Genomic DNA, 14,308 nt, shown 5'->3' with positions numbered 1-14,308 from the left:
CTTGATAGTAAATTAATTCTAAATTATATTATAAAAAGTAAATATATTGGTTTATTTAAAGTATTTTGTGTTTTAGGCTCTTTTTACTATTTTTTTACTATAGTATAAAGGTATAACAAACCTTTTGGTTATTTTTCTATTATTTTTGACATTTATCTTTGAATCTAATTGGCAGCTATTTATTTAAAAATAAAGGAGTGAATTAAAACATGCTCAACTTAAAAAAATAGCAGCTCTCTCTATATCTGAAATATTCAAGTCAAATAATTATGCGGGAAAACCCCATTGAGTGATGCTGTGAAATATTGAGAGAGTTCGGATAAGTATGATCTTGCATTAGTTTTTCCTGGAAAGGAATGTATATTGTCGGAATTTGTATTGACTGCTTTTACACATGTATAAATAATATCGGTCAATTTATTAAACACCATTCTGTACTAAAATGCACTTTCTCGAAAAAGTGACTAAAATATCATCAATGTCGATTAGCAAAAAGGATTTTCTTACACAAAACTTTTTAGTGGCAGCATTTTAATTCTAATAAACGAGTAGAAGTATCAGTTCAATCATTATTAAGCAAAATATGAACTGGAGTCGCCGTTTTTAAGCTTGGAGGGGAAATATTGAATTTTAAAGAATTAGATAATCCAGGTTTGATTGACAGTCAAGACGAATTTTTAATTGCCATTGACAGCAATGGAGTCATGTTGCATGTGAATGAAGCTTGGATAAATTTTTGTATGACACAAAACAAAAAACATTTGTCGTGGAAACCCGGAGGAAATCTCTTTGACCACTTAAATAAGCGCGGCAAAGACGACGAAATTGAGTTGCTGCAACAAGTATTAGATGACCAGGTGAAAGAACAGCAAATTATGTATCCCTTCAAGATGAAGGACGGCAAAATCCAATGGCTGCAAGGAAAAGTGCGAAAGTTGCTGACTTCTTCAAACCATCCTAATAGCGCACTGCTGTCCTTTAAACTGGTCAGCCTCGAGTCTTCTCAACTGATTACGGCTGAACTTGTACTGGAAAGTATGACGGAAGGGTTTATTTTGTTGGACAGCAATATGCAAATCATCTACCTCAACAAAATCGCAGAAAAGTATCTTCGCAACAGCCGGGAAAATGTCATGCTTGGAAAACAAAAAAACTGGCTTTCAGAAGCAGCCAATGCAAACTTTTACAGCAATTGTAAAAAAGCTTTAATAAATCAAGTGGTCCAGGAATTCATTGACTATTTTGAGCCATTGGACATGTGGTTTCAAGTTAAAGTTTGTCCCCTAACAAACGGAAGCTTAAGCGTTTATTTTCATGATGTCAGTGATCAAAAGATAAAAGAGGTACAGATAGCAGAATCTACTTACTATGATTATGTTACGGGACTGCCTAACCGAAGATCTTTGATGTTGATGGCCGAATCATTGATCAGCAAAAAGAAAAAGTTTTCCGTTTTTCACATTTCCATTGATAAATCCAACTATATTCATGCCTTTGATCATTACAATACGAGTGAAACACTCATGAAAGTTTATGCAGATAAACTAAAAGGATTTTCCAGTGAAACTTGCCATGTTGGCAGAATGGAAGGCAATGAATTCATTGTGCTGCGCCAGCCTGTTCGAAAAGAAAGTTTGGAAGATCTCGCAAAACAGATGGAAGAAGTTTTTTGTCAACCGATCTCTTTAACCAGCTCCCAAAAGATGAATGTCAGCATCAGTATTGGAATTGCCTGTTTTCCTTATGATGCCAGCACCATGAATGATCTATTTTCCTGTGCAGAAATTGCCATGCATGAAACAAAAATCATTCCTGGTTCTTTTTATTCTTTTTACCGCCCATGGATGAAAGTATCTTATAATCGCAAATTGATTATTGAAAGAGATTTGTCACGCAACTTTAAGGAGCTTGGTTATTATTACACCCTGCAGCCGCAAATAGACGGCAGTTCTGGCCAAGTAGTCGGAGCAGAAGTTTTATCCCGGTGGCTTCATCCGGAAATCGGAGAAATTTCACCCGTAGAGTTTATCCAAATTGCAGAAGCTTCCGGTCAAATAAATGCCTTAACCTTGCATTTGCTTGACGAAGTCTTTATCCAGATCAAGGACTGGCAGAAAAAATTCGACTGGAAGCAGCGTGTTGCGATCAATATGACCTCTTCCCTTCTCAGCGACCCTGTTTTTTTTGATAACTTCTTTGAACTTATGGACAGGCGAAATATAAATCCCAATCTGCTAGAACTTGAAATTACTGAACAAGTAGAACTAATATACTCGCCACAAACTTTGGAAACACTGCTGCTCTGTAAATCCAAAGGCATTTCCATTTCTGTAGACGATTTCGGCACAGGATTTTCCATGATTTCCTACTTAACAAATTTTCCAATCAACAAAATAAAAATTGATCGATCTTTTGTCAAGAAAATTGGACAGGATCGAAAATCAGAAGCCGTATTAAAGTCCTTAATTTACTTGGCTAAAAGCATCGAATGTGATCTTGTAGCTGAAGGTGTTGAGCGTATAGAGGAAGTTGAATTTCTCAGGGAAAATGGCTGCGATGTTTTTCAAGGATACTTGTATGATAAGCCGATGAAACCAACTGATTTCGAGGCCAAGTATTTACAATTTGACTCAAAAACTCAGTTAACACGAAACGGATAAAAAATTCACCTAATAGCTGAATACCCCAACAGCGGGATTAGGATTCAATGGAGAAAGGAAATCCACACATGGAAAAAACTAACGAACTTCCCTTCGATAAGGCTTTTATGGCGGCCATAAAAGATATGGTATTCATTGTCAAGAATGAAACCAATTCAATCCTCACATATGCGTTCTTAAACCAAGCCGTATTCGAACGAACCAATTTAACAGAGGCTGCTATTGGGAAAACGTTTCAAGAAGTCCATGATGGCAATTTAGCTGATGTTTTGACAATGAACTATGGACAAGTGCTGTCTATCAAAGAAGCGGTTACTTATGTCGATTCATATATTTCACCGGCAGGCAATTCCTATTATTCGGAATCCACCTTAACTCCGTTGTTCAATGAAGATGGAAATTGTTCTTACATCATTGGGGTGGTCAAAGACACTACTGCTGAGAGGCTTGCAAAAATGGAAAGCCAGGAAGCTTGGAAACGGATAAAGGAAAGCCGTTCCCGCTATCGCTCACTTTATGACAATAATGCGAATGCCATTCTCTCGCTAGACTTGACCGGACGAATCCAGACAGGGAACTCAGCGGTAGAGCAGTTAACAGGCTTTACACCATCTGAAATTACAGGTGTTGAATTCAGTAAATTTATCTACGGAAAAGATTCCAAATTGCTCGATATTCATTATAAGCAGACATTAATTGGAGTAATTCAAGATTTCCGTACAAAGTTCCGTGACAAATCCGGACATTTGATCGGTGTCTCCATTCAATTTGCACCAATTGAAGAGGAAAGCGAAATTGTTGGGATCTATGCGGTCCTGCGGGACATGAGGGAAATCGACCACCTAATCAATCAATATGCCGAAAGCGAAAACCGCTTCCGGATTATTGCGGAAAATGCCCATGACGTCATCGTGTTGATGAACTACAAAGGCGAAATTTTGTATGTCTCCCCTTCTATTGAACGGGTGTACGGGTTTATTCCGGAAGAATATATGGAAAAACCGCCTTTTCATAACGTCCATCCGGAAGATATATCGCTCGTAAAAAACATCTACAAGCAAGCGGTTAAAGAAGCAAAAAACTATGTAATTGAAATCCGGATGAAGCATAAAACCACTGGCTGGCATTGGTCTGAATTGCAAGGAACCCCGATTTTCAACGAACAAGACCAGTTTATTCATATGCTGACAATTACACGTGACATCACGCTGCAAAAAGAACACGAAGCCAAACTTCATTACTACGCGTACCACGATTCGTTGACGGGGTTGCCGAATCGGCGGTTTTTCAAACAACGATTGTCTGAAGAAATCGCTTCCGGTCAAGATAATAATGAAATTTTGGCGGTAATTTTGCTGGATATCGACCATTTCAAGAGAATCAATGACCAATTGGGCCATGAAGTGGGCGATGCGGTCATCGAGGAGTTTGGACGGCGCATCAGCCATCCTTTAGAAGAGCACGATCTGGCGGCTCGCCTCGGCGGAGATGAATTTGTGCTGCTATTGCCGAGTGTAACTACGCGCGAAGGGGCGGAACAAATCGCACAAAAAATTCAATTGGCCATGAAAGCTCCGTGGACAATCCACAATGGCCCACCGGAAGTTACTGCCAGCATGGGAATTACACTGATACCCCTTACTGAGGCGACCGTATCATCTGTTTTAAAAAGTGCAGATCTTGCCATGTATGAAGCAAAAGAAGCTGGAAGAGGAACCTATCGCTTACTGAGCCTGTAATGTATTGGCCACTCACAAGACTGCAAAACAAACGTTAAATTTACTACATGACGAAAAGGGGTTCTACAATGCTATCCCCATACACTGATGGTATCTTTCCCATGGGATTGGCAGATACAAACCGTCTTTTTGGCAAAGGTCTAAAGTAAGTTTTAAACGATTAAGGGAATGAGTTTTCAATTATTCGATATTAAAGGAAAAGAACATGTTGTCGAAACTCTAAAGTACGGGGCTGTAGAATACTTTTCAAAAGGAGCCTAAATTAGAACGGCAATCGAAGGCTTGCGCATCGTTTCACGAGACCCCTACTATATAGATCCTTAGCCTGCTCAGTTTTTAGTAAAAGAAATTAAACAGTTGCACGGAAAGATATAGGACAACAAACATTTTTCGATTCAGATTGCAGATCCATGCCCCGAGCTCCTTACTAAAAGATAAATGGAAACTATTCGCTTATTTACTGAGGGGCAAAGCAATAAATCTATAGATGAAGTTCTTCGCATCAGTGAAAAAACCGTTAAAAATCATTGGTCCAAAATGCTGGCTAAACTAAAATTGGCAGATCCGACTCAAATCGTTTTAAAAGCCATCAAAAGTGGCTGGGTAGCATTGTAAAAACTAACGGGCAATCAATCCGACTTTGAGGATTGATTGCCCGTTTTTCATTTAGACTGTGCATTATGCCCAGTGGTTCAAGCTAATTAGCATTTTACACAGCAGCTGAATAATCAGATTCGGAAGTCGGCAGAATTTGTTTCTAAACTACCACTGGTCGCTTTAAAAAATGAAGTTATTTGCCACATTCTCTTATCCAATATAACCTTAGGAGGCAATGGCAGTTTTGTGAAATTCTTGACACCTGCTCCATGTTCTCCAGCAACTGAGCATTAAAATAGAGAACTCAGCAACCGAATAATTGATGGCGCTTTTGATTATATTCATGGTGTTGTCTACTACCCATAAACTTTAGCAAACTGTAAATGTAAACATCTTTTTGTGTACTTGCTGCAAGGTTTTCAGAAAGCAGCTACTAATGTCAACTCGATAAGATAGGAAGAGAAAATGCTATTAAACAGCTTTTCTCTTCCTATCTTTTATTGCTTTCCTGCAGTTTTGAAAAAGGGAGAGCTAGAAAATTGTCCAATACTAAGTTTAAGTTTCTTGACATCCGACACTACTTAGTTATACTATATAGCAGTAGTAAGTAATACTTATTAGACAGAAAAATAGAATACCAATACTTAATTGAGGTGAGAAAATTGGAAAACAATACAGAAATGCTCAAAGGAGTACTTGAAGGTTGTGTACTTGAAATCATCAGCCGAGGAGAAACTTACGGTTATGAAATCACACAAAAATTGCGGGAACTTGGCTTCACTGATGTGGTCGAAGGAACCATTTATACAATTACCATGCGGCTTGAGAAAAACAATTTCGTGAATACAAACAAAAAAGCATCCACTAAAGGACCGCCAAGAAAATTTTACACACTCAATGCAGCTGGCCAACAGCACCTCAAAAATTTTTGGGGGAAATGGGAGTTTGTTTCGTCTAAAATTAATCAACTAAAGGAGGAAGATTGATCATGTTGGACTCTATTATTAAATTACTTATTGGCGATTTAGAAGATAAACGCGCCTACAAAAAACTGATGAAGAGAGTTGATTCCCTGCCGAAGGGTTATCGATTTGCATTTCATAAAATTCAGCATTACATGTTTAGCGTCGGCCCCCCTGATGGTGATATGACGATATTTACCGACTTGGCCATGTTTACGGACTTAGCGGACTTTTTTGAAACAAGTGCCTCTGAAGGCAGAAACGTCCTCGAAGTTATAGGCAATGACGTAGGTAAGTTTAGTGATGAATTTATGCGCGCATCGAACTCGGGCGCTGAAAGCTCCCGAAACCGAATGAACAAAGAGATTCTGGAAAAGTTTAATATAAAGGAGGAATAACGATGCTGGATTTTATCAAAAAAATGATTGGGGACAAAAAAGAGTACAGAGAACAAATGGCCAGAGCCGAAGCACTGCCGGAAGACTATCGGTTTGTATTTAAGAAACTCCATGCGTACATGTGGAGTTTCGCTGGAGGCGACGGCTCTGATATGTTAAGGGCTCAGCACGAACTAATTGAATTGTTCGAAGCGAGCTCTTCGGAAGGCGTGCACGTTCTCGATGTAACGGGGGAAGATGTTGCTGGGTTTTGCGACGATTTTTTAAGCGATACACAAAAGTGGACCGATGCCTATCGCCAAAAAATTAACCGGGACATGTTAAAGAAACTCGGAAAGGAGAACGATTTTTTATGAAAAAGATCGCAATTGGTGTAGAGGGTTTAAAAAAATCCTTTAAAACCAACAGGGTCCTAGTGGATGTGGATTTTGATGTGCAAAACGGTGAAATTTTTGCGCTGTTAGGCTCTAATGGATCTGGCAAAACTACGATTGTCAACATCCTTTCAACTTTGATGAAGCCCGATGGCGGGAAAATAGAAGTATGCTCTTTTGATGTCCTGCTCCAACCAGATCAAGTTCGTCAAAACATCAGTTTGACGGGACAATTCTCAGCTATTGACGGCATACTCACCGGACGGGAAAACCTAATTATGATTGCCAAGTTGCGAAGAATTTCCAATCCAGCTCAAACTGCCGATAAGCTGCTTGCCAAGTTCAGCTTAGCTGATGCTGCAAACCGCCGTGCAGAAAAATACTCAGGCGGCATGAAGCGCCGTCTCGATATTGCGATGAGTTTGATTGGCTCACCAGCAGTCATTTTTCTTGATGAGCCAACAACAGGGCTAGATCCCGAATCACGGCTCGAAGTTTGGCGAACCATTAAGGAACTTGCTGGCGGTGGTGCGACTATTTTGCTGACGACTCAGCATCTTGAAGAAGCTGAACAATTGGCTGACCGCATTGCCATCTTGCATGACGGAAAAATTATCACGACTGGTACACTTACAGAACTTAAAAAGATGTTCCCTCCTGCAAAAGTTGAATTTGTCGAAAAACAGCCGACATTGGAGGAAATCTTTCTCGCCATCATTAGAAAAAAGGAGGAGTTGTAAATGACAAGCACTACGGGAGTCTTGCTGGGCCGTTTAATGCGCAACATCACCCGCAGCCCTGACACGATTATTACTGTGGCAATTACACCGATAATGATGCTCCTGCTGTTTGTGTATGTGTTCGGAGGTGCGATAGAAACCGGTTCTTCCAGTTACGTCAATTATTTATTGCCAGGAATTTTGCTGATTACGATTGCATCAGGAGTTGCCTATACTTCCTTACGGCTATTCAATGATGTTAAAGGCGGCTTGATGGCACGTTTCCTCACAATGCCCATCAAACGTTCTGCTATATTATGGGCACACGTGCTGACTTCCCTTGTTTCCAACTCGATTGCTGTTGCGGTGGTAATTTTAGCCGCGCTCTTAATGGGATTCCGTTCCAACGCCGGCATCTTGGAATGGCTCGCAGTTGCCGGTATACTGGGGTTGTTCATGCTGGCGGTGACATGGGTTGCGATTATTCCTGGATTGACAGCTAGCTCTATGGAAGGTGCGACAGCCTATTCCTACCCTTTGATTTTCCTGCCGTTTGTCAGCTCTGCTTTTGTTCCCACTGAAACGATGCCTACGGCAGTTCGGATATTCGCTGATAACCAGCCGGTGACTTCCATTGTAAATTCGATTCGTGTTTTGTTGTACGATGAAACTGTCGGCAACGATATTTGGGTGGCGCTTGCCTGGTGCATAGCCATCATGGTTTTTGCTTATTTTATTGCAGTGAACGTATTTAAAAGGCAGGCCCGGTAAGGAACGTGGTCTCTAGTGGCCGGTCTCCGATTAAATACAAAGGCTGCTCAACTATAAATTTAAAACTATGCGCGCTTTCTTGATTGAAATGCATGGCATAGTTTTTCTGTTGTCAGGATGCATTAACTTGCAAAATCCCTTTACAAAGCACCGGAAACTATGTACGTTGAACTAAATATAAAAAATTTATTTGACTCATTTTGAACTAAACTTTATATAAACCAAAGCATTGCTGATGAACTTTCTGCACTAAATGCATTTTTTCTTTGCTTACTTATTATATTTATTTCTATTAACATTTAATGGATTGATAAAATGAGTCGGAGGTGCATGATTGATGGGATTAGAATTGGGGATATTGACTTTTCTGCTAATGTTCAACGCCTTCTTTGCCGCTTCTGAAATTGCCCTTATTTCTTTAAATGATCACAAGATAAGGAAAATGGCGGAAGATGGCCACAAGAAGGCCCAAGAAATAAATCATATGTTATCAGAACCCAGTAAATTTTTAGCCACCATCCAAATCGGCGTCACACTTGCTGGTTTCCTTGCCAGTGCTTTTGCAGCAGACAGTTTTGCTGACGAACTGTCTTTATATGTCCAGCAAACCGAAATTCCTGTGTCTGCTCAAGCGGCTCAAGTAACATCATTAATTATTGTCACCATTATCCTCTCTTACTTCACACTTGTGTTTGGAGAACTTGTCCCAAAACGCCTGGCTCTCCAAAAAGCGGAATCAATTTCTTTTCTCATTATTAATCCTTTGCGTTTTTTGGCAAAACTTACAAATCCATTTGTAAAGTTCCTTTCTTGGTCAACAAACACAGTTATCCGCATATTTGGCATCGATCCGTCATACGAAGATCCTGGAGAAATTGAGGAAGAAATTAGATTAATGCTGGATGCAGGCAAAGAAAAAGGGACAATTGAAGAAATGGAACAATTTATTATTACAAGGGTTTTTGAATTCAACGATAAGAAAGTCGAAGACATCATGGTTCACCGGACAGAAATGACAGCTATTTCTACTGTACAAAGTTTTGAAAACGTCATAAACATTGTGAAAGAGTGTCCGTTCACAAAATTCCCTGTATACGAGCGAGATACCGATCATATTGTCGGCACATTGAATATAAAAGACCTTTTTCGGTATAGGGAAAAACCCACTCCAGACAAATTTGATATTCAAAAAATTATACGAAAGCCGCATTTTGTCTTTGAAAAAAGAAAGATTGACGATATTTTTGTCGAAATGCAAAAAAATAATATTCATTTAGCCATTGTTCTGGATGAATTTGGCGGCACTTCAGGATTAGTCACACTTGAGGATTTGATTGAAGAATTGGTCGGAGACATTAAAAGTGAATATGGATCAGAATGAAATTTTCTAAAAGTTTTTCTTGCTGTTCAGCTGTTTGTATAGCGGATGGCAGAATAGGAAAAATTCCGAACGTACCACTCATAAGTGTCTGCAAGTCGGGTTCTAGTTTATGTCATCATTTGGTATTCGGTTCATATTCTAAAATAAATTCTGTCAATGAATATAAATCCATGCATCATTTTCAGCCGTCAATTCCCCGTTCTTACCCCATGGTTTACTAATCCTTCAGGCTCCACCACAATAATATGGCATTCTCTCTCTGCATAAGGCTTTTGCTTCCCATCTTTTGGTATTATGTACATCCCACCTTCAAAAAGATTGACCCCCCTCCGTCCCAGGAGTCGATAGTCCCCTTCACTCTACATACAAGACCAATCAAGAACGGAATCACCAAGATGGCTTAACCCCTAGTCAGATAATTACAGCTGATTTCATATAAAAAATTCAGCATTATTATACATCGTTTAAAATTATAAATCGACAGAACTTGACGAATAAAGTAAACGTTTGCAAATTATAAAATTCTGCTCACAAACATGCTTTTGAAAAATATGATATTTAGTTAACTTCGGTCCTATAAGAAAAACTTATAATTCCAGAACAACAAAAACGCCCGAAAATGTATAAAACATTTTGCGGACGTTCACTTCATTTTGAATTCATTTATATAAGAAGAAAACTAATTTTTCTTTTCTTTCATTTCTGCTACAGCTCCATTAAATTTATCAAAATCAAACTCAACGCTGCCTGATTTGTAGAAGAAAAGGATGGAATCTTTCTCACCTTGGGACAACAAAAAAGTAACGACGGCTTTCGGGCTTTTCATATCAATTCCAGCCTGGTTGGCATCGGATAGCTTCGCTAAAATATTTTCAGGTGTCTTGCTCACTCTATACTCCCCTTTTCTGCTTGCGGTAAATTCCGAATGTCCAAAATGGTCGGCAAACTCTCAAAGTCCGGTCTTTGTGTCATTTCCATCAGCAATCGTGCTGTTTCTTCCGGGCTGCTGAGCAAGCCGCTTTCCTTGTAATCCAAGAACTTTTCAATCAATGGAAAATCTGCTGCTTCACTTTTGCGAATTTTTTCCTGCATCCCCGTATCAATAATGCCTGGTGCTACAGAGACCACTTTGACACTCTTGTTTTCCGCATCCAGGCAAGAGCTGTAATGATCAAGACCCGCTTTTCCGGCACAATAAGCACTCCAGCCTTCATATACTTTGCGACCGGCTCCCGATGAAATATTGACAATTTTTTTATCTGCCGGACTATTTTCCAGCTGGCTGATAAATGCACCGCACAGCAGCATCGGCGCCGTCAAGTTGAGGACAATGCTTTGGCTTACTTTTGCCGCATTATTTGTATTGGCTAGTCCGATCGGTTCAATGGTTCCAGCGTTATTCACTAAAACAATCGTCTCAGTTTCTTTGGAGACCAGCTCCAAAGCCTGTGAGATGATGTCCGCAATCGCTTCAAGCCGTGTCAGATCGAAAGGCAGAAAGTGCTCACCTGGCCAATTTTCCGGCTCGGTGCGTGCAATTCCAATGACCATATGCCCCGCGTTGCTGAGCTGGCGGCTCCATTCCAAGCCAATCCCTTTGGATGCCCCGGTGATGATGTAAGCTTCTTTAGCCATTAAGCCTCTTCACCTCTTTGATACATGATTTCTCCTGCCACTACTGTCATGACGGCTTTCGCTTCCAAAATCTGTTCTTCATTTCCAGCGAACAAGTCACGGTCGAATATGGTGAAATCAGCGTCAAAACCTTCACGGATCACGCCACGGACAGCTTCTTTGCCGATAGCTGCAGCACTGCCGCTTGTATACAACTGAATGGCTTCAAAACGGGATAATTTTTCTTCTGGCTGATAGCCTTCATGCGTGTCATAAGGCTTTCTGCGAGTGACCGCAGCGTAAATGCCGAGGCATGGATCCACCTCTTCAATCGGTGCATCTGACCCTCCAGCGCAAATCAGACCATGATTCAACAATTTTTTCCAAGTATATGCCCACTCCAAACGGCTTTCTCCGAGACGTTCCACAACCCACGGGAAGTCGGAAGTTACGAAGCTCGGCTGAAGATCCAGCGCCACATCAATTTGTTGCATCCGCTCTACCAAATCTTCACGGACCACCATTGCGTGTATCAGACGGTCACGCTTACCTGCAGGCACCGGATGCGCTTCAATGGCATCCAATGCCATTTCCAATCCAAGATCGCCGATCACATGAATCGCTACAGCCTCCCCGTGCTTGCGGGAGATGGAAACAAGGCGTTTGAACTCCTCGTCAGATTGGATAGCAACACCGATTGTAGAAGGATCGTCGTTGTATGGTTTGCTCAACAATGCCGTACGGCCGCCAATCGAACCATCCGCGAAAATTTTCATCGGACCTGGATCGACAAACGGTTCTGCATAAGAAGCATTTTCCATCATCTCCTCAAATGCCACGTGTGCTCTGAGCAAATGCGCACGGAATTTCACCTGTTTGCCAATGACATTTTTGAAAGCCTGCAATGGACGTGAATAATGTCCGTAGTATCCCATGTCCTCAGTATGTGCCCCGGTCAAGCCAAGCGACAGCAAATCATCGACGGATTTTTGCAGGGCGCGCGTCAAGTACTCGACACTGACTTCCGGAACCTGGTTCGCAACCATGTCCTGTGCTGCGTCCAACAAGTAGCCAGTCGGTTCTCCGTCTGCATCACGGACAATCACGCCGCCTTCCGGGTCCGGACTGTCTTTAGTTATGCCAGCAAGCGCCAAGGCGCTGGAGTTCGCCAAAATCGCATGGCGGCAAACTCTTTTCAGCATCATCGGCGATGAGCTGATTTCATCAAGCTCGTGCCGGTGAAATATTTTACGGTCGGCAAAGTTGTTTTCATTCCAGCCTTCCCCAATAAACCATTCGTCTTTATTGAGTTCTTTTGTTGACTCGATCAATTGCTCTCGCATTTCCTCCGAGCTTGCGATTTTTGACAGATCGACGCGCATCAATTTCTCACCATGTCCGATCATGTGCATATGGCTATCGACAAATCCGGGGTACATGCTCTTCCCCTGCAAATCGACTTTCGTATCCGCTTGTTCTTTTAACTCTTCGTATGTTCCAACTTTCTCTATATGATCATCAGACACCAGTACCGCTTCCGCGACTGCGCCTTCTGCTTCCATTGTATAAATTGTTCCCCCATGCCATAACACCTTCATCAAACCACTCCTTTTCTCTCTTCCCATCATAAGTTTAATTGCCGCCGCATTCAATACGTTAGAATTGAAATTTTCATCGATTCGCTCACAAGGTAAAAGGACTTGCATATATGTTATACTGTTTCTACTTATAGAAAGCAGAGGTGAACCCTCCCAGTCGGAGGGACGTATTGGACAGTATACCCATTCTCAATTTGTTATTGGTCGCTCTTTTAATAGGGCTGACCGCTTTATTTGTTGGATCAGAGTTTTCGATTATCCGTGTCAGAAAGTCCCGAATTGATCAGCTTGTATCAGAAGGCAATAAAAATGCCATTTTGACACAGAAAATTATCGGCAACCTGGATTATTATTTGTCTGCCTGCCAATTGGGAATTACCGTTACAGCACTTGGCCTTGGTTGGCTGGGTGAATCAACTGTAGGACAGATTCTGCACCCGGCTTTCGAAAATTTTGGCGTCGAAGAACCGACTGCGTCGATCTTCTCCTTTATCATTGCATTTACTATCATTACGTTCCTGCATGTCGTCATCGGTGAACTGGCACCTAAAACGCTGGCGATACAATATGCGGAAAAAATGGCTTTTATCTTTGTCCGTCCGCTTTATGTGTTCGGAATCATTTTGGCACCGTTCATCTGGCTTTTGAATGGATCTGCCCGTCTGCTGCTCCGTGCTTTCGGCATTGAGCCAGCGGTGCATGAACAAGCCCATTCAGAAGAAGAGCTGAAAATCATCATGACGCAAAGCTATCAAAGCGGTGAAATCAATCAAACGGAACTATCGTACATGCAGAATATATTTTCTTTCGACGAACGCATGGCAAAAGACATCATGCTGCCCCGAACACAAATGGAGACCATTTCACTTGAAATGAGCCATGACGACTTGATGGAAATTGTACGTGACCATCAGTACACCCGTTACCCGGTCACTGAACAGGGTGACAAGGACGATATTCTCGGTTTTGTCAACGTCAAGGAAATGCTGACCAATTACACCTATAAACAGGATTTGAACGATAGCATCGTCGTACACGATATTCCTTTTGTCCATGATATGGCACCCATACAAGATGTGCTGCTGAAAATGCAGAAAGAGCATGTCCATATGGCTATTGTTGTTGATGAATATGGCGGAACTGCCGGAGTCATCACAATGGAAGATATTTTGGAAGAGATTGTCGGTGAAATCCGCGACGAGTTTGACGAAGATGAACGCGATGAAATCAAGGCAGTCGACATCAATAATTATTTATTGAATGGGCGTGTGCTGCTTTCAGATCTGGAAGATCGTTTTGCCATCGAGTTTGATGACAGCGAAGACGTCGATACCATCGGCGGCTGGATCCAATTGCAAAACACCGATATTAACGAAGGCCAATCGGTTGAATTGTCGAACCACTCGATCACTGTACGCGAAATGGAAAATCATCAGATTATCCGTGTGTTGTTGACGCGCAATACAGAGCTAGCTGAATAACCAAAACTCCCCGC

At 41.3% G+C, this 14,308-nt stretch carries 13 protein-coding genes; 10 read left to right on the top strand and 3 right to left on the bottom strand.

The window, feature by feature from the left end; all coding sequences use genetic code 11:
• Positions 1-623 precede the first annotated feature (623 nt).
• The 9 genes from GJB59_RS18180 to GJB59_RS18140 all read left to right on the top strand — a co-directional run bounded on the left by GJB59_RS18180 (position 624) and on the right by GJB59_RS18140 (position 9,601).
• Positions 624-2,660: a sensor domain-containing protein gene (locus tag GJB59_RS18180; RefSeq protein ID WP_236015730.1), complete on the top strand. Its 2,037-nt coding sequence runs from the start codon at positions 624-626 to the stop codon at positions 2,658-2,660.
• Between the two features lie 68 nt (positions 2,661-2,728).
• Complete coding sequence (locus GJB59_RS18175; protein ID WP_185959983.1) at positions 2,729-4,399, top strand: sensor domain-containing protein; 1,671 nt, start codon at positions 2,729-2,731, stop codon at positions 4,397-4,399.
• Between the two features lie 438 nt (positions 4,400-4,837).
• Positions 4,838-5,014, top strand: coding sequence for a response regulator transcription factor (locus GJB59_RS18170; RefSeq protein WP_142826404.1), 177 nt, complete (start codon positions 4,838-4,840; stop codon positions 5,012-5,014).
• A 644-nt stretch (positions 5,015-5,658) separates the two neighbouring features.
• Positions 5,659-5,982, top strand: a complete 324-nt coding sequence (locus GJB59_RS18165) for a PadR family transcriptional regulator (RefSeq protein ID WP_142826405.1) — start codon at positions 5,659-5,661, stop codon at positions 5,980-5,982.
• Positions 5,983-5,984: 2 nt separating this feature from the next.
• Positions 5,985-6,356 (top strand): DUF1048 domain-containing protein, encoded by a 372-nt coding sequence (locus GJB59_RS18160; protein WP_142826406.1) that lies wholly within the window; start codon positions 5,985-5,987, stop codon positions 6,354-6,356.
• A gap of 2 nt (positions 6,357-6,358) precedes the next feature.
• Entirely contained in the window at positions 6,359-6,712 is a 354-nt protein-coding gene (locus tag GJB59_RS18155) for a DUF1048 domain-containing protein (RefSeq protein WP_142826407.1), read from the top strand.
• Complete coding sequence (locus GJB59_RS18150; protein ID WP_142826408.1) at positions 6,709-7,470, top strand: ABC transporter ATP-binding protein; 762 nt, start codon at positions 6,709-6,711, stop codon at positions 7,468-7,470. Before GJB59_RS18155 ends, GJB59_RS18150 begins: the two co-directional genes overlap by 4 nt.
• Positions 7,471-8,220, top strand: coding sequence for an ABC transporter permease (locus tag GJB59_RS18145; RefSeq protein WP_142826409.1), 750 nt, complete (start codon positions 7,471-7,473; stop codon positions 8,218-8,220). It begins immediately after the preceding gene.
• A gap of 337 nt (positions 8,221-8,557) precedes the next feature.
• Positions 8,558-9,601 (top strand): hemolysin family protein, encoded by a 1,044-nt coding sequence (locus GJB59_RS18140; RefSeq protein ID WP_236015787.1) that lies wholly within the window; start codon positions 8,558-8,560, stop codon positions 9,599-9,601.
• A gap of 679 nt (positions 9,602-10,280) precedes the next feature.
• On the opposite strand, the gene GJB59_RS18135 is transcribed toward GJB59_RS18140, so the two are convergent.
• Genes GJB59_RS18135 through GJB59_RS18125 form a run of 3 tightly spaced genes read right to left on the bottom strand, consistent with a single transcriptional unit; the run spans position 10,281 to position 12,813 of the window.
• Complete coding sequence (locus GJB59_RS18135) at positions 10,281-10,490, bottom strand: hypothetical protein (protein WP_142826411.1); 210 nt, start codon at positions 10,488-10,490, stop codon at positions 10,281-10,283.
• Positions 10,487-11,236, bottom strand: coding sequence for an SDR family NAD(P)-dependent oxidoreductase (locus GJB59_RS18130; RefSeq protein WP_142826412.1), 750 nt, complete (start codon positions 11,234-11,236; stop codon positions 10,487-10,489). The genes GJB59_RS18135 and GJB59_RS18130 overlap by 4 nt, the downstream gene beginning before the upstream one ends.
• Complete coding sequence (locus GJB59_RS18125) at positions 11,236-12,813, bottom strand: amidohydrolase (protein WP_142826413.1); 1,578 nt, start codon at positions 12,811-12,813, stop codon at positions 11,236-11,238. The genes GJB59_RS18130 and GJB59_RS18125 overlap by 1 nt, the downstream gene beginning before the upstream one ends.
• Positions 12,814-12,983: 170 nt before the next feature.
• On the opposite strand from GJB59_RS18125, the gene GJB59_RS18120 reads away from it, so the two are divergent.
• On the top strand, positions 12,984-14,294 hold the full coding sequence (locus tag GJB59_RS18120; protein WP_142826414.1) for a hemolysin family protein: 1,311 nt from the start codon (positions 12,984-12,986) through the stop codon (positions 14,292-14,294).
• Positions 14,295-14,308 lie beyond the last annotated feature (14 nt).

It is taken from the genome of Planococcus soli (assembly GCF_016881065.1).
Lineage (GTDB): Bacteria > Bacillota > Bacilli > Bacillales_A > Planococcaceae > Planococcus > Planococcus soli.
This window is presented reverse-complemented; position numbering and strand designations above follow the sequence as displayed.